The 20,693-nt window shown below is 43.6% G+C and carries 19 protein-coding genes; 12 read left to right on the top strand and 7 right to left on the bottom strand.

The features are described 5' to 3' along the window. Positions 1-285 precede the first annotated feature (285 nt). The 3 genes from HY035_04435 (at position 286) to HY035_04425 (ending at position 1,952) form a co-directional block, all read left to right on the top strand. Entirely contained in the window at positions 286-588 is a 303-nt protein-coding gene (locus tag HY035_04435; GenBank protein ID MBI3377637.1) for a nucleotidyltransferase domain-containing protein, read from the top strand. Then, entirely contained in the window at positions 578-916 is a 339-nt protein-coding gene (locus HY035_04430; protein MBI3377636.1) for a DUF86 domain-containing protein, read from the top strand. The genes HY035_04435 and HY035_04430 overlap by 11 nt, the downstream gene beginning before the upstream one ends. Positions 917-986: 70 nt before the next feature. Next, positions 987-1,952, top strand: coding sequence for an alpha/beta hydrolase (locus HY035_04425; GenBank protein MBI3377635.1), 966 nt, complete (start codon positions 987-989; stop codon positions 1,950-1,952). 47 nt (positions 1,953-1,999) lie between these two features. Here the strand turns inward: HY035_04425 and lepA are convergent, their stop codons facing one another. Then, the gene (lepA, locus tag HY035_04420) at positions 2,000-3,787 is read right to left on the bottom strand and encodes an elongation factor 4 (GenBank protein ID MBI3377634.1); all 1,788 of its coding nucleotides are present in this window, start codon (positions 3,785-3,787) and stop codon (positions 2,000-2,002) included. Positions 3,788-3,976: 189 nt separating this feature from the next. On the opposite strand from lepA, the gene cbiM reads away from it, so the two are divergent. The 5 genes from cbiM to HY035_04395 all read left to right on the top strand — a co-directional run bounded on the left by cbiM (position 3,977) and on the right by HY035_04395 (position 7,923). Next, complete coding sequence (cbiM, locus tag HY035_04415; GenBank protein ID MBI3377633.1) at positions 3,977-4,699, top strand: cobalt transporter CbiM; 723 nt, start codon at positions 3,977-3,979, stop codon at positions 4,697-4,699. A gap of 2 nt (positions 4,700-4,701) precedes the next feature. Then, on the top strand, positions 4,702-5,064 hold the full coding sequence (locus HY035_04410; protein MBI3377632.1) for a PDGLE domain-containing protein: 363 nt from the start codon (positions 4,702-4,704) through the stop codon (positions 5,062-5,064). Continuing rightward, complete coding sequence (locus HY035_04405) at positions 5,051-6,007, top strand: hypothetical protein (GenBank protein ID MBI3377631.1); 957 nt, start codon at positions 5,051-5,053, stop codon at positions 6,005-6,007. The genes HY035_04410 and HY035_04405 overlap by 14 nt, the downstream gene beginning before the upstream one ends. Further along, positions 5,989-7,077, top strand: a complete 1,089-nt coding sequence (locus HY035_04400) for an ABC transporter ATP-binding protein (GenBank protein MBI3377630.1) — start codon at positions 5,989-5,991, stop codon at positions 7,075-7,077. Before HY035_04405 ends, HY035_04400 begins: the two co-directional genes overlap by 19 nt. Positions 7,078-7,332: 255 nt before the next feature. Continuing rightward, positions 7,333-7,923, top strand: a complete 591-nt coding sequence (locus HY035_04395) for a type I restriction enzyme HsdR N-terminal domain-containing protein (GenBank protein MBI3377629.1) — start codon at positions 7,333-7,335, stop codon at positions 7,921-7,923. On the opposite strand, the gene cysK is transcribed toward HY035_04395, so the two are convergent. Together cysK and HY035_04385 are read right to left on the bottom strand one after the other, a co-directional pair. Beyond that, the gene (gene cysK / locus HY035_04390) at positions 7,884-8,816 is read right to left on the bottom strand and encodes a cysteine synthase A (protein ID MBI3377628.1); all 933 of its coding nucleotides are present in this window, start codon (positions 8,814-8,816) and stop codon (positions 7,884-7,886) included. The genes HY035_04395 and cysK overlap by 40 nt on opposite strands. A gap of 21 nt (positions 8,817-8,837) precedes the next feature. Then, positions 8,838-10,694: a TIGR04442 family protein gene (locus HY035_04385; protein ID MBI3377627.1), complete on the bottom strand. Its 1,857-nt coding sequence runs from the start codon at positions 10,692-10,694 to the stop codon at positions 8,838-8,840. Positions 10,695-10,769: 75 nt separating this feature from the next. On the opposite strand from HY035_04385, the gene HY035_04380 reads away from it, so the two are divergent. The 3 genes from HY035_04380 (at position 10,770) to HY035_04370 (ending at position 13,527) form a co-directional block, all read left to right on the top strand. Next, on the top strand, positions 10,770-12,707 hold the full coding sequence (locus HY035_04380) for a transglycosylase SLT domain-containing protein (protein ID MBI3377626.1): 1,938 nt from the start codon (positions 10,770-10,772) through the stop codon (positions 12,705-12,707). A 237-nt stretch (positions 12,708-12,944) separates the two neighbouring features. Next, positions 12,945-13,256, top strand: coding sequence for a cell division protein ZapB (zapB, locus tag HY035_04375; GenBank protein ID MBI3377625.1), 312 nt, complete (start codon positions 12,945-12,947; stop codon positions 13,254-13,256). Position 13,257: 1 nt separating this feature from the next. Next, entirely contained in the window at positions 13,258-13,527 is a 270-nt protein-coding gene (locus HY035_04370; GenBank protein MBI3377624.1) for a cell division protein ZapA, read from the top strand. 22 nt (positions 13,528-13,549) lie between these two features. Here the strand turns inward: HY035_04370 and HY035_04365 are convergent, their stop codons facing one another. Beyond that, complete coding sequence (locus HY035_04365) at positions 13,550-14,980, bottom strand: sigma-54-dependent Fis family transcriptional regulator (GenBank protein MBI3377623.1); 1,431 nt, start codon at positions 14,978-14,980, stop codon at positions 13,550-13,552. 88 nt (positions 14,981-15,068) lie between these two features. Between HY035_04365 and HY035_04360 the strand changes: the two genes are divergently transcribed. Next, on the top strand, positions 15,069-16,295 hold the full coding sequence (locus HY035_04360) for a hypothetical protein (protein MBI3377622.1): 1,227 nt from the start codon (positions 15,069-15,071) through the stop codon (positions 16,293-16,295). 41 nt (positions 16,296-16,336) lie between these two features. Here HY035_04360 and HY035_04355 read toward each other — a convergent pair whose 3' ends face one another. The 3 genes from HY035_04355 to tadA all read right to left on the bottom strand — a co-directional run bounded on the left by HY035_04355 (position 16,337) and on the right by tadA (position 20,691). Then, entirely contained in the window at positions 16,337-17,716 is a 1,380-nt protein-coding gene (locus tag HY035_04355; GenBank protein ID MBI3377621.1) for a PAS domain S-box protein, read from the bottom strand. Next, positions 17,686-18,903, bottom strand: coding sequence for a type II secretion system F family protein (locus HY035_04350; protein ID MBI3377620.1), 1,218 nt, complete (start codon positions 18,901-18,903; stop codon positions 17,686-17,688). The genes HY035_04355 and HY035_04350 overlap by 31 nt, the downstream gene beginning before the upstream one ends. Positions 18,904-19,014: 111 nt before the next feature. Next, positions 19,015-20,691 carry a Flp pilus assembly complex ATPase component TadA gene (tadA, locus tag HY035_04345; protein MBI3377619.1) on the bottom strand — a complete coding sequence of 559 codons (1,677 nt, stop codon included), beginning with the start codon at positions 20,689-20,691 and terminating at the stop codon, positions 19,015-19,017. Positions 20,692-20,693: the final 2 nt, after the last annotated feature.

The raw sequence follows: 20,693 nt of genomic DNA, 5'->3' as shown, positions 1-20,693 counted from the left end.
GTTGTGCAGTTTACTTCGCTACTAATAAGAATCATAAGCCGGAACTTCTTAAATGGTGGAGTTGGAAAGATTGGTAAAAATGCATAACCCGGCGTTCGAGAGGGACGCGCCAAAAGCGGCGCGCCCCTCAACTTTACGTTAAGCCGTGAACTCCTGTTTCCCTCGCTCCGCTTCGGGAGAACCATGAGTTCAAGACCGATACGCCCCTTCGGGGCTACGGCTTAACTGCCGCATTAGGCAATTAAAATGATTGAATAAATTGAAGCAATAAGAGATACTATTCTTATGATTGATTTAGCAAAACTCAAACCGAAGATTGAAAATATTTGCCGAAAACTCCCTGTAAAAAGACTTGGCCTTTTTGGTTCTGCTCTAACTCATAATTTTTCGCCAAATAGTGATATTGATGTCTTGGTAGTTTTTGATTCAGATGAGAATATAGATTTTTTTAGTAAGTATTTCGAGCTGAAGGAGCAATTGGAAGGAATATTCAATCGAGAAATAGATCTTGTTGTGGATAAACCATTCAGAAACCCTATTTTTAGGAAATCTGTTGAAAAAACAAGGACTGTAATTTATGAAAGATGAGACAAGAAAAAGCCTTGTGGATATTCTCCAAGCAACGGAAGAAATACAAGATTTTGTTCATGGAATGGATTTCAGTGAATATCAAAAAAGCCCTGTTACACAAAGAGCAGTTGAAAGGGATTTTGAGATCATTGGGGAAGCGCTTAACAGGATTAAGAAATTTGATGAGGAATTGATAGAAAAGATTTCGGAACATCATCGTATCATCGGGTTTAGAAACATACTAATTCATGGTTATGACATTATTGACGAGATGATTGTTTGGAAGGCTGCTATGAATCACTTGCCGATTTTAGTTAAAGAAATAAATGAAATATTAGGCGCCTAACAAATCACTCCAGCGGATTCGCCTGCGGCGAACCGCTCATCTCAAACGTTCGAGCATCGAAAAAAATAATATGGCAAATAATAGTTTAGAAAAAGTAAACATCAATCACTCCGAGCAATGGCTTCTTGTTCAAGGTAAAAGCGCAAAAACACCACTTATTATTCATGTGCAGGCAGGCCCGGGCTTGCCGATTATTCCGGAGGCTGATGCAATGGAAAAGCTATTGCATCTTGAAGAAAATTACTTAGTCGCTTATTGGGACCAGCGAGGATGCGGCAAATCCTATAATAAAACCATAGACCCAAAAACAATTAATCTTTCTCAGTTAACAGATGATGTTATTGCTGTTACCAAATATCTGTTAAAAAAATATCAAAAAGATAAAGCAATCCTTGTAGGTTACTCTATTGGCGCGACCCTAAGCCTGATGGCTGCCGCAAAAGACAGCAGTATCTTTAGCCGGATATTTTTAGTTGGAATTGACATTGATATGCCAATGGCAAATAAATATACTCTTGAATTCGCAATGAATAAAGCCAAAGAAAAAAATAATAGGAAATTTATCAAACAGATAATTGAATTGGAGAAAACACCAATTGTTGACACTAAAACATTTCAGCAAAGGGCAAAAATTCTTACTGATTTAGGCGGAATAAAAACAGGCAGTAGTTATAATCAATTGATAATATCCACCATTAAAAATATGCTTTTTAGTAAAGCCTACAGTCTTAAAGATATTTTAAGAACAATAAAGGGTATGGAATTTTGTCAAAATGCATTATTGCCCGAATTAGATACACTCAACCTCTTTCATACAATAACAAGTGTTCATGTTCCGGTACATTTTATTCAGGGCAAGAAAGACGGTGTTGCCCCATACCAAATGGCTGTAAAGTTTTATGAATACCTGCAAGCCGATAAAAAAGCATTTACCGGTTTTGAAAATTCGGCACACCTGCCGCAGTATGAAGAGCCTGAAAAATTTGCGAAACTTTTGAAAGAAGAAATAGTAAAAGAACACACACGGGATGCTTAGCAACGAAAGCATAGAATTTACAATTAATAATATCCCGATTTTGTTGTTCACTTCACCTTTAACACTGCCAGAAACGCCTCCTGCGGAAGTTCTATCCTCCCAATCTGCTTCATCCTCTTTTTCCCCTCTTTCTGCTTCTCAAGGAGCTTTCTCTTGCGGCTTATATCGCCGCCGTAGCATTTTGCAAGAACATCTTTCCTCAGCGCCCTTACGCTCTCACGCGCTATAATCTTGCTTCCTATCGCTGCCTGAATCACGACCTCATACATCTGCCTCGGGATAATCCCCCTCAGCTTTTCACTCAGCTCCCTGCCTTTGTAATATGACTTTTCCTCATGCACTATCAGGGAGAGAGCGTCAATAATCTCTCCGTTAATCAGGATGTTGAGCTTAACAAGGTCTGATTCCCTGAAGCCGAGGAATTCATAGTCCATTGATGCATAGCCTTTTGAAATTGATTTTAACCTGTCGTAAAAATCCCATAAAATCTCATTCAGGGGCAGTTCATACTCAACCTTAATCTTGTCTTTCCCTATAAATGTGAAATTCTTCTGTGTCCCCCTTTTTTCCTGACAAAGGTCAAAAATAGGGCCTATGTAATCCTTCGGCACGAATATGGTCACAAGAACAAAAGGCTCCTCTATTCTCTCGTATTTGTCAGGCAGCAACGCAGGATTTTCAATATGAATGACCTCTCCTCCTGTCTTTGTCACCTTGTAAACAACAGTCGGAGCCGTGCTTAAGAGTGAAAGGTCAAACTCACGCTCAAGCCTTTCTTTTATTATTTCCATGTGAAGAAGTCCGAGAAAACCGCACCTGAACCCGAACCCGAGCGCAAGCGAAGTCTCAGGCTCGTAATTAAAAGACGAATCGTTTAATCTCAGTTTATTAAGCGCATCCCTCAGGTTGTCGTATTCATGCGGTATTGTCGGATAAAGCCCGCAAAAGACCATCGGCTTTATGTCCTTATATCCGGGACACGGCTCCTGTGCCGGAGTATCCACATCAGTCATCGTGTCTCCGATCCTGGAGTCTGTTACGTTCTTTATCCCTGCAATTACATAGCCGACCTCGCCGGAGGAAAGTTCTTCTGAGGGCTGCATCTTTGGACTGAAAATCCCCACCTGCGCCACCTCAAATTCATTCCCTGTGGCCATAAGTTTTATTTTCTTGCCTGCTCTTACCGTCCCGTCAAAAACTCTTACGAGCACGATTACTCCCTGATAATTGTCAAACCATGAATCAAAGATTAACGCCTTGAGCGGCTTATCATTTTCTCCTGTTGGCGGCGGAATTTTTTTCACTATCGCCTCAAGAATCTCTTTTGTGCCTATGCCTTCCTTCGCGCTTGCAAGTATTGCTTCGGAACAGTCAAGCCCGATTGCATCTTCTATCTGCTCCTTTGTTTTTTCAGGCTCTGCCGCCGGCAGGTCTATTTTATTTATAACAGGAATCATCTCAAGGTTATGTTCCACTGCAAGGTATGCGTTGGCAAGGGTCTGCGCCTCAACTCCCTGCGATGCGTCAACAATAAGAAGCGCACCCTCGCACGAGGCCAGGCTTCTTGACACTTCGTATGAAAAATCAACATGCCCCGGTGTGTCTATGAGATTGAGAATGTATTCCCTTCCGTCATCAGCCTTGTACAGAAGACGCACTGAATGAGCCTTTATCGTTATGCCTCTTTCGCGCTCAAGGTCCATTGAATCAAGAACCTGCGCCTGCATCTCCCTTGCGCTGAGCGCACCTGTATATTCAAGAAGCCTGTCTGCAAGAGTAGACTTCCCGTGGTCTATATGAGCTATGATAGAAAAATTACGTATATCCTTTGGCATAGTCCATCCGGGGATTAATCTGGAATTGTTTATTTTATCACAAAATATAGGAAAGAAAGGGATAGAATACATTATTATTGAAAGGGCGGTATTTTTGTGTTACTGTTTTTAAACTGCCAATATCTGAAATGAGCAGGCCTGAAACTTTCAGGCTTTTACCTGAACACAGGCGAGCAGCAGAGGTTTTAAATGCACATACCTGACGGATATTTAGGGCCGGTAACATACGGAAGCCTCTGGGCCGCCGTTATTCCAATCTGGATTTACGCCTCAAAAAAGGTCAAGGAGATATTAAAGGCATCTCAGGTTCCTCTTCTTGCCCTGAGCGCCGCATTCAGCTTTGTGATAATGATGTTTAATGTGCCGCTGCCGGGCGGGACAACAGGCCATGCAACAGGCGCAACACTGATTGCAATCTTAATCGGGCCGTGGCCCGCAGTGATTGCTTTATCCATTGCGCTTATTGTTCAGGCTCTTATCTTCGGAGACGGCGGGATTACAGCCATAGGTGCTAATTGTTTTAATATCGCTTTTGCAGGAATGTTTACAGGTTATGGAATTTATAAATTAATTTCGAGTGAAAAGTTCAAAGTTCAAAGTTCAAAGTTCAAAAATTATGATACAGAAACTCGTCGTTCGTCACTCTCCACTCGTCATTTAATAGGCGCAGGCGCAGGCGCATATATCGGTATCAACATAGCTGCCTTACTCACCGCATTGGAACTCGGGATTCAGCCGCTTCTCCATACAGGCGCAGACGGAAGGCCTCTATACAGTCCGTTCCCTTTGAGCATAACCATTCCTGCAATAATGTTAGAGCATATATTTCTTTTCGGGATTGTTGAGGCAGTGGTTACTGTGTTTGTGCTTCTTTACATCAAAAAATCACATCCTGAGTTGATAAGAGGGTAGTCATGGCGAATTCAAAATTTAAAATTCAAAATTTAAAATTCGGGAAACTCTGGATAGGAATCGCTATATTGATAATACTATCACCTGTAGGATTAATTCTCCCGGAACTTTTAAAGGCAGGCGGCGCATGGGGAGAATGGGGTGCGGATGAGATTGAAAAGATTGCAGGATATGTTCCACACGGACTTAAAAAACTGTCGGAACTCTGGAAAGCTCCGATCCCTGATTATGCATTTTCAGGCTGGGACAAAGGGGTTAAGTCATATACAGGCTATATATTTTCAGGGATAATAGGCGCTGCTCTGGTTATAGGAATATCAATACTCATAGGAAAAATTTTTGCGGGGAAAAATGGGAATTCCTGACTGGCTTAAATCAGTAACGAGAGACGAGTTGCAGGTTGTGAACATAAAAAAACCAAGAGAGAGGTTTCTTGATAAGACTCTGCGGCATGTTGTCTCTTTTGTTGAAGATACAATGTTCAATGAAAGAACCTCTTCAATAAAGGGGTTTCTGCAGAGGACTGAACCGAGGATAAAGATTGTCAGCATCTTCCTGTTCATTGTCCTCTTGAGTTTTCAGAAAACTGTTTCAGGCATCGTTGTCTTTCTGTCCTGTGCTTTGCTGTTGGCGCTTCTGTCAGGTGTGCTGGTTATTCTTCTGAAGAGACTGATGCCGGCAATGGTTTTTACAATATTGATTGCCTTGCCTGCTGCGCTGAATCTGATAGTTGACGGAGAGCCGATGGTGATACTTCATGAATTTGAAAAACCGCACACATTTTATCAGATAACAATCCCCGCTCACATCTCTGTCACAAAGCAGGGGGCTTTAAGCGCTCTGACTCTTTTTCTCAGGGTGACAGCGTCTGTTTCACTGGTTTTTCTGCTTACGCTCACTACGCCGCCGAATAGATTTATCAAGGCTGTCTCATCCTTCATACCCGGAGCATTCAAGTCAATCGTTTCAATAAGCTACAGGTACATATTCTTCCTGACAAGAAAAGTTGAAGAGTTCATTATGGGCTTCAGGGCAAGAAATATCTCGTCACCCGCCTCCGCCTCTGACGGACATCACGCGTCACTGATTGGCCAGAAGTGGACTGCATCAAGAATAGGGCTTTTGTTTTCAATGAGCATAAGGTTGAGCGCTGAACTTGAACGGGCCATGGAGGCGAGGGGATATGGTTATAATTTTGAAGTTCAAAGTGAAAGGTTAAAAGCTTCGGATATTTCGAGAACTGATATCTTATTGATTATTTTTTCAATAACAATCATAGGGGTGATGCTTTGGAAGCCTTTAATGTAAAAAAAATATCATACGCTTATAAAAACGGCAAAAAAGCTGCGGACGAGGTTTCATTCAGTGTTAAAAAAGGCGAGAGCCTTACAATAATAGGCACTAACGGCTCCGGCAAGTCAACACTGCTTTATCTCCTCAACGGCCTTCTGACGCCTGAGTCAGGCGATATTGAAATATTCGGCAGAGATATAAAGGGCACTTTTCCGCCTGAACTCAGACAGCGGATATCTCTTCTGTTTCAAAACCCGCAGGCCCAGCTTTTTCTGCTGAGTGTATGGGATGAACTCTGCTTTGGCCCTTTGCAGCTCGGGCTTGAAAAAAATGAGATACAAAAATGGACAGAGGAACTGCTTGAACTGCTCAATATCAAACACCTAAGAGACAGGGGCCCGTGGGACTTGAGCGGCGGCGAGATGAGGAAGGTGGCATTCGGCACATGTCTCAGCGTTAATCCTGATGTGCTTCTTCTTGACGAGCCCACAACAGGGCTTGACCCAAGAAGTCAGGTTGAGTTTGTGGACTTGATAAATGAATTGCGGCACGCAGGGAAAACAATAGTCACGGCAACACATGACCTTGGTATAATTGAAGACATATCCGACAGGACAGTGGTCATCGGAGAAGACCACAGGCTGCTGACGGAGGGGAACCCATGGGATGTTATGGAGGATACGGATATGCTTCTCAGGGCAAACCTTATTCACAGGCATGTCCACAGGCACTGCTGGTATGCCCATGAGCACAGCCATTTCGGGACGCATGGACACGAACATATGGTATTAGATGAAAAATTAGACATAACAAATCCCCCCATGCCCCCCTTTGCTAAAGGGGGGCATGGGGGGATTACAGAGGAGGTAATTCACAAAATGACAGAACTGGATAAATTGAAAAAACTTCTTGAACACTGGTCAGAGCACAACGAAGAACATGCAAAGACATATCTTGAGTGGGCGGAGAAGGCATCAGCCTCAGGGGATAAAGAATTATCCGCTGTACTTAAAGAGATTGCTGAAAATACAAAGAAGATGGATGGGTTGTTTGAAAAGGCAAAAAGGATTGCCGACAAGAATTAAAATGCGATTCAATCAAGTTATGGCAGGCATGTGTATGGAGGCTGTGTCTGGATTGAGGCAAGATTCACGGGTCGGTCAGAATAGGGGCTGAAGTCTCTACGAAGTGGAGCGGATAGCCCCGCCTGAGAACTTGTAATGCCATAATATATTGAACGAACACTTGCAGTCTTACAGAGATAGTTTAATATTGCCTAAAAACAGATACAGCCTCCTTATGAATAAGCTATTTGGGGAAGATTAATTATAAGAGGACAAATGAAATATAAACTTCCGGATGGGTTTGAAAACAGAGAAGAGGCGATGGAGGCGTTGATTAAAAAAGAGATTGATGCCGCTGAATCAGAACTGTCTGCGGTGAGGCAGGATATAGAAAAATTCCTTCTTGAGAAAAAAGGCTATGCCGCAACCGAGATAGAAAAAGACATGGAATTTGAAGTTTTGATTGGAAATGAAAGGTGTAAATCAAAAACGGACATTGTCATAAGCATTGACGGCAAAAGACTTATCTTAATTAAATGTTCTGTAGGCGCGCTGGTCTCAAGGGAAAGGCAGGCTGTTGCATGCGCACGCGTGCTTGATTCTTATCAGATACCATTTGCTGTTGTAACGGACGCGGTGGATGCGATAGTGCTTGATACACTAACAGGCAATGTTGTTGGCGAAGGGCTTGCAAAGATTCCTTCAAGAAATGAACTTTATGAACTTCTTCAGAAAATTGAATTTAAAAAACTGGCCCCAGACAGGGCAGAAAAGGAAAAGCGAATACTCCTGGCATTTGATGCGATAAAATGCACGATAACTGTATCTTACGGCGTCTCCGATGCAAAAAGGCCTGTGCTCAGATAACGCTCCCCCCTGTCAGGGAGTATAACTACAACCTTTTTCCCTTTTCCTAATTTTCTGGCAACCCTTAATGCACCCCACATTGCCGCTCCTGATGATATGCCGCAGAGCAGCCCTTCTTTAAGAGATAATTGCCTCGCTGTCTCTGCAGCATCCGAATCTGTTACAGGGATAACTTCATTGTATATCTTTGTGTTCAATACCACGGAGAAAAAGCCGGCTCCGATTCCTGCAATCTTATGAGTTCCTGGATTCCCGCCTGAAAGAACAGGGGAGGCTGCAGGCTCTACAGCAGCTATCCATATATCAGGTTTTTTGCTCCTTAGCGCCTCGCCAACGCCTGTTATCGTGCCGCCTGTGCCAACGCCTGCAACAAAACCGTCAGGCGCAGCGCCGAGGGCATCTATTATCTCTATAGCGGTTGCCTTTCTGTGTATCTCAGGGTTCGCAGGATTTTCAAACTGCTGCGGCATAAAATAACCAGGATTCGCCTTGTAAATTTCCTCCGCCTTTTCAACAGCTCCCAGCATTTCTTTTTTGCCTTCTGTCAGGATAAGTTCTGCGCCATAAGCCAGAAGCAGCTGTCTTCTTTCCATTGACATTGTCTCAGGCATTGTAAGGATTAGTTTATATCCCTTTACTGCCGCTACCACTGCAAGCCCTATTCCGGTATTCCCGCTTGTCGGCTCTATGATTGTCCCTCCGGGTTTAAGCATCCCGCTCTTCTCTGCTGACTCTATCATTGAAAGGGCAATCCGGTCCTTTACGGAGCCGCCTATGTTGCAGCCCTCAAGTTTTGCCCAGACCTCAGCATCATCCGCCTGGCATAAGCGGTTAATCTTTACCAGAGGCGTATTGCCGATCAAAGTAAGGATATCTTTATTAAGTTTCATCATTGACACCCATTCCTTTCTTTGTCAGTTTTCAACTTCCAAGAGTTCTTTCCCTTCCCTTATCTGTTCCAGCACAGCGGCATCAAGCCCCTTATCATCAAAGTATTCTTTTTCTATGGTCTCGATGTAAAACCTGTCAAGACCGCTGTTTTTGAGAAAGTCTTCTCTCAGGTTTATGTCCTTCTTCTCTATGATTATCGGCAGGAGATGATTCAGATAGAATGATTCTTTTCTGAGGTCCAAGAGTGTCTTTTCAAATAATTTATGCGGCACCTTTCTCGCGAAACCTTCTTCAGCAAGTTCCCTTTCTATGTCCTCTCTAATTTCAGCCCTGCCCTCTTTGGTATTGAGCCTGGGATAGAAGCTCCGCATCCTTTCCTTGAGCGCCGAATGAACCTGATGATAAAGCCTCTCTTCGTCCCTGATCATCCTGAGTTCGGCAACTACATCCCTCAGCGACGCATCCCCGTCGGAAATCTTTGCAATCCCTTTCAGTATCGCATTAATCTTTCGTCTGCCGTAGGATGTTATGTATTTGTTTTGAAACAGTTCTTTTATAACCACACTATCAAAGAGCGCCTTGTCAAGTTTATCAAATTCATTCTTATTGCCGATGAGGCTCCTGAGAGAGTCCTCTGCAAAATCCATATTTTCCATGAAAGCTGTCTGGCTGAGCAATGCATGGACATTATCGTATCTGTCAAAGTATGTAAGTATGGAACTGAACTCTTCAAAGATACTGAAATCATTCGTCTCGCGCGCAATCTCATCGCAGGCCCTGCCTACATCAAGAAGCACCTGTTCAAAGCCCATGTCGCTCTGAGAATATGCCTTATGCTTTGCCTTTATCAGCCTCACGATATCTTCATTTATTATGTGTTTTTTAAGCGATGGGTCTTTAAAGAACAGGTTTTCAAGTATAGACCTTGCTTCTTTCAGATAATCAGATTCTTTCATGTCCTGCAGTTTCTTGCCCCCGAGCAGGAGTTCGTCAAGCGTATCAAAAAGCACGCTCGGTATATTATTCCTGATGCTGAGCGTCCTCAGCCTTCCCAGCCGCGCAACCTCTGCCTGTTCAAGGCTTTCCTTGGAGATGCTGCCCAGTAGAATGTCCCTGTATTCGTCAACAACGCGCCTGTTTTCAGAATGCTTGTACATTATGTCAATCTTCATCCTCTCCTGCTGATAGCTGTCTATCCCGTATCTTGCAACTATGTCTTCAAGGTAAAGTTCTTCCTGCGGAGTCAGCGCTCTCTCGCCGGAGTAGAAATTTTCAAAGGCCTTGTAAAATTCCTCATTTTCCTTGTGAATTATCTTAAACATGAATAAAGTTGATTTCTCTTCTCTGAGTTCATTTATAAAATCATTCATCAGCTCGGTATCCTTATCGCTGCCGACAAATTCAGTTCTTTTTAAAAACTTGCCGGCAGACCTCAATATCTGTTCCTGCCTCTTTTTGTGCTCTGTCCTGTGGTCTGAAGATACAAAAAAATAATAGTTCTTCGCTGCATGGCCCTGCAGAAAAAGCCTGTAAAAAGATTCGTTTCCCTCAGTATCGCTTGTGAATACAATCTTTTCGCTTTCATCAAGGAATGCTCCAAACATAATCAGCCTGTTTGAAACCTCTCCCTTTATCATGTCCTTGAGCGCTTTTTCAACGCCGAACATATATTCGCAGAAACTTCCGCCTGTGCCTTTGTAGTGCACCCCTTTACTGGAGATGGTGAATTCGTTGCCTTTTGAGAAGAATCTTATGTTCGAAGCTGTTTCTTCGTAGAAGTAAGTGCTTTCAACGCTCGCTCCACCGACAAATGCGAAAAATTCGACAGGTCCGAGATTTCCGTGAAGCCTGAGGTCTTTAATCATACTAAAATATACCACAGGCCTCTTGAAATATTCTATTGCTGCTGCCTTCCTTTATTGCTGAAAACGGCTGTGTTTGGTTATGATATTCTTATGAAGATTGTGAAGAAAAACTTTCTGTTTTTAGCTGTATTGCTTGTTATTTTCAACTCTGCCTCAGGTGAAGATACAGACGGGAAGCCTTTTTTCATAAAGGGCAAAAGCGCATTCGATGCCGGCAGATATGCCGGGGCCATCGAGAACCTCTCCGAGGCATACAAAAGACTTCCTGTTGTCAGGGATTATATACTTTTTTATCTGTCAAAAGCATACAGCGAATCAGGCAATCTCAGTGAGTCTAATTTAAGGATAAAAGAGCTTTTGGAAGATTATCCGTCATCCCCATTGCGTAAAAGGGCGCGGGGGCTGGAAATCAAAAATCTTATTTCTTCAGGAGAGATGCCTCACAATACAGAGATTCTTGAGTCTTATGTCAGGGATTATCCTGAAGACCATGATAGAAAATTCCTGTTTGCACAGCATCTCAAGGATAAAGGGGAAACAGAAAGGGCCAAGGCAGTTTTTAAAAACATCTATCTCAGCAGCGATGGGATGTTATCAAAAATATCATTCAATGAACTGACAGCTTCTGATATTACCCTGCAGGATATTATTGAAAAGGCGGCTAATCTAACAAATGCGATGGAGTTTAAAAAAGCAGAATCCGCATTGAGAGAGGCGCTGGCAAAAGACGACGGGCAGCGAAGGATTGAAATCACTAAAAAACTCGGCCATGTGTTATTCAAACAAAAGCGCTATAAAGAATCGGCAGATGCGTATGGAAAAGCAGGAGATCATTATCCGAAGGCAAAGGCGCTTTACAGGGCAGGAGACAAAACCGGATTTGAAGCTGCCATCAAGAAACTGTCCTCGATGGATGACAAAAGGACCGGATCGCTTCTGATATTGGTGGCATTGGATAAAAGAAGGAACGGCGAAATTAACGAAGCTCTGAATTTATATCAAGCAATAAAGGAGAAATATCCGCCCGAGATTGAAAGCGCTCAATGGGGCATCGCATGGACCTATTACCGCGCCGGCAGCTATCAGAAAGCCCTTGATGTATTCACAGATCTTTATGACAGTTATGGCAGCTCAAAATATCTATACTGGAAGGCTCAGTCTCTTGAAAGGACAGGCGGAAATGCAGGCCCTATCTACAGGCAGCTTGCGGTTAAAACACAGGATTTTTACAGTATCCTTCCGCAGATAAAGAAAAGTCATGGGACTGAGAACCCCCGTCGCCTCGGGCGACTCGCTGAAGAGAGGACTCTCGAACCCTCTGGATATAAACCTTTCAAGTCTGAGAGGATTGAAATACTTCTTGAAGCCGGCATGACAAAAGAGGCTGCAGCAGAACTGTCCGCTATAGCCAGAAAAACTACGAATCCCGATGAACTCATATCTGTTTCCTTCAAATTGCAGGAATGCGGGGAATACAGGGAGGCATTAACCCTGCTCTCACGGCTGCCGTCCAGAGAAGTTGCGCACAATATTTTGTATCCTCTTGCCCATTGGCATATTGTAAGGAATGTATCTGAAAAATATAGCATTGACCCATTTATTATTCTTTCCATCATGAGAGAGGAGAGCCGTTTTGACACGCAGGCGCGCTCACAAGCAGGTGCGCTCGGGCTCATGCAGCTGATGCCGCAGACAGCCTATGCCATAGACAAAAAGGTGAATCTGAACATAAAATCGCAGGAGAATATATTTGACATAAAGGCAAACATAAGTCTCGGTTCATATTACATAACTTCACTGTTAAAAGAGTTCGGCTCGCTGCCCCCGGCTATCGCAGCTTATAACGCAGGAGAGGACGTTGTGAGGAGATGGCAGAAGGCAGGCAACTATAAATCACTTGACGAATTTATCGAGGATATTCCTTACGAGGAGACTAAAAACTATACCAAGCGCATTATTACAACTTATTTTGAGTATTATAAATATACCGGCGAAAAAAGCGCCCCGGAAATTCTTTCCGAAAAATAGAGATAGAAAGTTGTCATTGCGAGTGAAGTTGCGAGGCGAAGCCGAAGCAAACTCGGAGCAAGATTCCTCACTTCGTTCGGAACAGGCTCCGCAATCCCGCCTTTTGCAATGAGATTGCCACGAACCCTTCGGGTTCTCGCAATGACAGGTAATTCAAAGCGTTTATAGTTCTATCTCTATTTTTCGGTCTTTGATGATACTTGCAATACACCACAGCATCTTGGTATCTTAAACATCATGAAACAAAACAGGACTCTGTTTGATGATGCTCCGCCGGTAAAAAAGGGCGGGGGAAAGGGAATCAACAATAAAAAGGAGGTTACGCCATTGGACAGGCTGAAAAATCTTGAAGACAAGATAGTGGGTGCAATAGAGAAAGTGAAGACATTGAAGGAAGAAAAAGCGGCTTTTGAACTCAGGATAAAAGAACTTGAGGCAAAGCTCTCTGATAAAGACCATGAGATAGAAAAACTGCAAACCGAAAAGACCGCTATAAAGAGTCAGGTTGAAGGACTGCTAAATGAACTCGACACCTTAGAGGTCGTGTAGCATGAGCAGCATAGACGTTTATATCCTCGGCCAGAAATATACGGTAAAGGGCGATGCCCCTGAGGAACATATACAAAAAATAGCAGCCTTTGTAGATGCAAAGATAAAAGAGGTTTACAACACTGCGCCGAATGTTGCTCCGCTTAAGGCGTCTATTCTGGCAGCCCTTAACATCGCTGATGAACTCCACAGGCTTAAGGCAGAGCAGGATAACATTACAAAGCATATCGAAGAAAGGACAAAAATTCTGAGCGGATTATTTGAGACTTAATACAGAAAACTTCCTTCTGCTTTTATTTCATCAATCCGTATTTTTTCATCTTATTAAAAAGGCTTTTCCTGCTGATGCCGAGGCGGGCTGCCGCCTCCATCCTTTTCCATCTTGCTTCTGTAAGAGCATCTATTATCAGTTTTCTCTCCTCTTCTGACTTAATCGCCTCTATCCTGTCTTTCACCCCTGAAGCGCCATTTCCTACCTTGGCTGTATCTTCCCTGCCTGTATTTTTACTGACTGACCCTTGTGCTTGCCATATGCCTTCTGGAAATATAAGCCTTTTTACTGTTTCTTCCCTGACTGTATCCGTGTCTTCAAGAATTATCGCACGCTGGATGAGGTTCTCCATTTCTCTCACATTCCCGGGCCAGCTATAGCTTAGAAAGAACTTTATGGCAGATGCAGAGATGCCTTTAACATTCCTGCCCATTGTTCTGCTGTACTTTTTCACAAAGTAATCTGACAGCAAAGGAATATCCTTTATCCTTTCTCTGAGCGGAGGGACGTGAATCTCAAAGACCCTTACCCTGTAGAGAAGGTCTTCGCGAAAACTGCCGTCCCTGATAGCGCTGTCAAGGTTCTTATTCGTTGCTGATATCAATCTCATATCAACTTTAATGGTTCTTGTGCCGCCGAGCCTCTCTATCTCTTTATTCTGCAGAACCCTCAGCAGTTTTGCCTGAAGCCCCGGAGAGAGGTCGCCAATCTCATCAAGAAAGATACTGCCTTTAGACGCCCTTTCGAATTTGCCGGCATGCTGCTTTGATGCGCCTGTAAAAGCGCCTTTTTCATAGCCGAACAGTTCTGATTCAAGCAGTGTTTCAGGGATTGCCGCACAGTTTACACTTACAAAAGGATTATCCTTTCTATCGCTCAGCTTATGGATGGCCTTGGCGATAAGTTCCTTGCCTGAGCCGCTTTCGCCTGTTATCAGCGCTGTGACGTCTGTTGCCGCAACTTTCATTGCAAGTTTAACTGCCTGCTTCATCTCCTCGCTCTCGGCTATGATTTCATCTCTGAGTATGCCTTTAAGATTTTCAGTCTTGATGGTTTCAAGTTCTCTCTGCAACTCATATTTTTCTATAGCCCTGTTTATGACAGTTCTTACTATCCCTATATCAACAGGCTTGGTGAAGAAATCATAAGCCCCGTCTCTTATGGCCCTCATTGCAAGCTCTTTTGAACCGTATGCAGTTATCATTATCACCGGCATAGGATAACCTTCTGCTTTTATGTGACGCAGAACTTCGATGCCGCTCATGTTAGGCATCTTTTCATCAAGAAGCACAAGGCTGTAAGTATTTTTTTTCAGGCACTCAAGCGCATCGGCGCCTGTCCCGGCAAAATCAAACTCAAAACCTTCTTTCCCGAGGAGTTCACCGAGGAAAAACCGGATGCTGGCATCGTCATCTGCGATTAATATCCTATGTTCGTTAGGGTTGAATGACATCTAAAGCTCTTTAACATTATGTTGCATGTGAATATTTTAGCACATACAAACAGTTGACAGAAAATATTGTTTAGGCAATGATTTTATCATGCATGACAGCGGAGATATAAGAACAGCCTTTGAAATACCCGAAATAGAAAAATTATATGGCGGCAGTTTTACAGGCGGTAACAGCGTCCGCCTTCTGTGGAAGAACGGGGAACTGTTTAAAGCTATATTTGATTCCATTGCAGGCGCAGAAAGATTCGTCTGCCTTGAATTCTACATATTCCGCAATGATGAAACAGGCATTGAATTGGCAGAACTGCTGAAAAAGAAAGCCGCGGAAGGAGTCTGCATATACATACTTTATGACCACTTCGGCTCTTTCGGAACACCGCGGAAATTCTGGGCAGAATTAAGAAAAGCGGGGATAAATGTCAGGGCCTCTTACCCTTTCAGGTGGACTGCCCCATTGCATTATGCCCGCCGCGACCATAAAAAACTTATTTTGATAGACGGGGAAAAGGCATTCATAGGAGGGTTGAACATCGCAAATGAATACAGGGGATATTATTTCAAAAGGCATAAAGAAGCGTGGAGAGATACAGGCATACTGCTTGAGGGCCTGATAGCCTGGACACTGCTAAGTGAGTTTAAGAAAAGCTGGCTGCTCTGGGGCGGAAAACCGATAGAGACAGCAGTTAAAAGTTTAGAGTTAAAAGTTAAAAATAAAGAGTCAGAATTAAAAACTCTTAACTCTCAACTCTCAACTCTCAACTCTGGTGCTCTGCCTGTGCTGCCTATATTTGCAAGTTCATCACGAGGGAGGAGAAGGCTGAGGAGGCTTTTATATTACAGCATTAATCATGCAAGAAAGAGCATATTCCTCACTACAGCCTATTTTACTCCGGGCAGAAGAATGATTGAGATGCTGTCGGAAGCGGTTAAAAGGGGAGCCATAGTCAGGCTGCTCTTGCCGCTAAAAAGCGATGTGCTGGCTGCGGATTATGCAGGAAGGGCGTCATTCACAGAACTGCTGAAAGCCGGTGTGCAGATTTACAACTATAAAGGCAGGATACTCCATGCGAAGACTGCTGTGTTTGACGGCTGCTGGAGCATTATAGGTTCTGCAAATCTCGATTTTCAGTCACTGAGAAGAAATGATGAGGGGAATGTCGGAATACTTGACAAAAAATTCGGGCAAAAGATGATAGACGTATTTGAGGAAGACATTAAAAACTCTGCAAGAATAGAGCTGGAACAGTGGACCAAACGGAATTTCTGCGAAAAAATCAAAGAAAGGTTTTTTGTCCTCTTCAGAAGACGGTTATAAATTCAAGCCCTGAAACCTGCAATGCTATTTACGTTTCATCCTTAAGCGTTATTATTGTATGCGGTTGACGGCAGACTTATAACAAACTTTGTTTTGCCTTCCGATGTCTCTACGGTTATATCGCCTCCAATGCTCTTTATTGCATCCCTCGCAATTTTCAATCCCATTCCGCGTCCTTTACCCTTGGTTGTAACATCCGCCTCAAATATTGTATCTGCATCCATTCCGCCGCTAATTTCTGACTCGCTGCTTACATCTATCTCAGCCCAGTCGTCAGTAATCTTTGTTTTTATTACTATCTCTCCGTTTTTTCCAACTGCCTCATAGGCATTCAGGACTATATTATAAAGCGCATGGAAAAACCTCTCATCTCCAACCTGCATTTTATCTACAGCCTTATCGTAGTCTTCCTTTATACTTACAGCCTTATCCTTTGCAGCCTGACTGCATAAAAGCACAGCCCTGTGAATTACATCCCTGAGACTATCCTCTTCGGCCGCGGCAGTCTTTTTTTCAAAAATGGTGTCTACCACCCTGTTCAGCCGGTCTGTTTCTTTGAGTATTGTATTGATATAAAGTTTCTTCTGTTCGTTGTCATTTATGTCCTCTCCGATAAGCTGCACAAGTCCCTTTATGGACGCAAGGGGATTTCTAATTTCGTGCGCTACCTCCATTGCCAGCGTTCCGATACTCGCCAGTTTTTCAGTTTTTTGCATCTCACGGTGCATCTCTTTTATCTTTGTGGTATCCATAAAATTGAGCACTGCTCCGTCTATGCCATATCTGCCTTTTATTGGTGAAAGCGTATAACCAATGGTCCTGCCTTCCCCATTTATTGTTATATTCAGTTCAGAGGCCGCAGTCTTTCCCTGCAGAACTATTTGCAAATCCCTTGTTATATTCAATAAGGTTCCGATATCTTTGCCGAGCAGGTCAGTTTCCTTACTGCCGAGCATATAGCAGGCATACGGGTTCACCATTGTTATTGCTCCGATTTTATCAGCTGTCATTACTCCTCCTGTTGTGCTTTCAATCAGTGAAGTATACTTACTGAGGGATGCAGCTATTCTTGTAAACTCCTTGCCGAGCGAACTGAATTCCTCTATATTCTTGCCTTCCCCGCCTTCGCTTAATAATTTTCTTGCAGGCCTTACAAGCGCGTACGCAACAATCAGGCCCGTCACAAATGCCGTTACAGCCAGGATGTAAGTCCATTGTTCCGCAAAATTATAAATGGAGATAAGCTCTGCCGAATCAATAACACTGCGCTTAAAAACAGCCCTGAATCTTGCCAATAAAATCAGCGGCGCAGCCACTGCAAAAACAGAAAAAAACAGGGGTAGGAATACAAAGAGTCCGAGATAGAACCGCCTTTTTAAAAAGGCTGCTATTATCTTTTCATAACTTTCATCATGTCCCATATTGGAAGGAATATCCCCAGCGCAAGAAAGAGTATCCCGCCGGCAAGAAAGACCAGCAGAACCGGTTCAAGTGTTATTGAAAGGTTTTTAATTGCATATTCAACCTCAAGGTCGTAATAGTCTGCTACCTTTGTAAGCATATCATCAAGCGCTCCTGTTTCTTCGCCAACAGCAACCATCTGCGTAACCATCGGCGGAAAAACCATTGTGCTTGCCATCGGCACAGCCAGCCCTTTTCCTTCACGCACGCTCTCTTTTATCACCTCAACCGCCCTTGCAATGATGATATTCCCGAGTGTGCCTGCAACTATGTCAAGCGCATGGAGCATTGGAATGCCGCTGCTGTAAAGCGTAGAAAATATCCTTGCAAACCTTGACATAACAGTTTTCTCAACAACAGACCCGATTATCGGAACCCTGAGCTTAAGCTTGTCCAAGTTCCATCTGCCGGACGGAGTCCTTATGTACCCTCTAAACGCAAAAATAACGCCTGCTACAGCGGCTATCAAAAGCGGCCAGTATGTCCTGATTGCTTTATTCAGGAATATAAGCACCCGTGTCGGGAGGGGAAGCTCTACTTTTGCAGATTGATATAACGAAGCAAATTTAGGGACCACAAATGTTGTGAGCACAAAAAAGGCGATTATCATGCTTATTATAACTATGACGGGGTATCTTGTTGCCGCCTTTACACGCGCTCTCGTTGTCGCATCATGTTCCAGCAAAGATGACAGTCTGTTAAGGATGTCGTCAAGCACTCCAGCCTCTTCGCCTACCCTTACCATGCTGATATAAAGCGGAGAGAATACTTTCGGGAATTTTGCCAGAGCATCAGAAAAAGAACTTCCCCTCGCTACCTCTCTTCTTATTTCTTCTATTATCTTGCGGAGCTTTCTGCTTTTAGTCTGTTCCGCGAGTGTGTCCATGCTTCTGATAAAAGATATGCCTGCTGTAATAAGCGTTGCAAGTTGCCGGCTGAACACTATGAGGTCTTCATCCTTTACCCTGTCAAAAATCTGCCATCCCTTCTCAATTGGAGATTTAGTCTCTTCTTCCGCTTCTATTTTTACAGGAGTATATCCTTTGGAAAAAAGCTGCTCTGCAACCGCATCAGTCGTAGGAGCGTCAATAACACCGCTTATAATCTCTCCTGTTTGATTCCTTACTTTATAGCTATACGTTGGCATATCACCCCAGCAAAAATCTGTTTTGCAGATTTTTGAGTTAAAAGTTAAAAGTGTAAAGTTAAAAGTTGCTGATTCTTAATTTTCAACTCCTAACTTCTAACTTTTAACTTCTTATTCTGCCTCCTGCGTCACTCTCATTACTTCTTCAATCGTCGTAATACCCTCCGCTGCTTTCATAAGACCTTCCTGCCTCATAGTTGTAAAGCCTTCCTTTATCGCCTGTGCCTTTATTTCGCTTGCAGGAGCCTTATCTATTATCAGCTTCTTTATCCCCTCTGTAACCAGAAGGAATTCAAATAATCCTTCCCTCCCGAGATATCCTGTGAAACGGCACTTACTGCATCCCTTGCCGTGCATGAGCACCTTTCCTTTAATTCCTACCCGCCTTAACATATCTTCGTCAGCGGTATAGCTTTCTTTGCAGTAAGGGCATATCTTTACAATAAGCCTTTGGCCTAAAACTCCGACAAGAGAAGACGTTATAAGGAATGGTTCGATTCCCATATCTATCAGACGGGCTATGGCCCCGACCGCTTCATTTGTATGAAGGGTGCTGAGAACAAGATGCCCTGTAAGAGCTGCATGTGTTGCTATTGACGCTGTTTCAGTATCCCTTATCTCACCGACCATTATTACATCCGGGTCCTGCCTGAGAACTGACCTCAACCCTGATGAGAATGTCAGCCCTGCCTTTGGATTAACCTGCACCTGATTTATATTAGGCAGGTTATATTCTATGGGATCCTCTATTGTCACTATGTTTTTCTCTGCAGCGCTTATCTTGCGCAGAGACGAATACATCGTTGTTGTCTTGCCGCAGCCCGTGGGCCCGGTTGAGAGTACAAACCCGTAAGGCATGCTGATCAGCTTTTCATATGAATCAAGCACATTTTTCGTGAAGCCAAGCTGGCTCAGCATGAGTTGAGGAAGCCCTGATGTTTTTTCAAGCAGTCTCAGCACCATTTTTTCGCCGTGATGCGTCGGCAGAGTTGACGCCCTTATATCAAACTGTCTGCCCTCAACATTTATAGGAAATCTTCCATCCTGAGGTATTCTCTTTTCCGCTATATCCATTCCGGAAAGTATCTTTATCCTTGAGACAATGCCCGAATGAAGGTGCTTGGGAGGTTTCATAATATCATGCAGCTTTCCGTCAATCCTGAATCTGACACGGATGGAATCCTCGTAGGGTTCTATGTGTATGTCGCTGGCCCTGTCCTTTACAGCCTGTGTAACCACTGTATTGACGAGCTTCACAATTGGGGTGTCTTCAACCATCGCCTCTGCTGCAGCAACAACCTTTTCCTTTTCAGGATAGTAAACATCCGCAGCCTTAACAACCTCATCCATCTCTCCTCTGGTATAATATTGGTCCAGCACCCTGAGAAGATCAGATTCTGTTATAACTACTGTGTCCACAGGCATCCTTGTTGCCCGTTTTATCTCATCTATCGCAAAGACATTGAGCGGGTCAGACATTGCAATAGTAAGCCTTCCGTTATTAATCTCAAGAGGCAGCGCCCGGTGTTTCCGCGCAAGAGACTCCGGCACCAAATCTAAGACTCCCTGAGCTACAGACATAGACCGCAGTTCTTTAAACGGCAGTCCCATCTGTGCGCTGAGCGCCTTCGCCATAACTTCTTCTGTAATAACCCCGAGGCTGACAAGTGTTTCTCCCAGCCTTTTGCCAAGCCTTTTCTGCTCCTGCATGGCCCTGTCACGCTGCTCAGCAGTTATGACTCCGGCTTCTATCAGAAGTTCTCCTAAATATTTTTTTCTCAGCACCATGT

Source organism: Nitrospirota bacterium (genome assembly GCA_016195565.1).
In the GTDB taxonomy this organism is placed as follows: Bacteria; Nitrospirota; Thermodesulfovibrionia; order Thermodesulfovibrionales; family UBA1546; genus UBA1546.
This window is presented reverse-complemented; position numbering and strand designations above follow the sequence as displayed.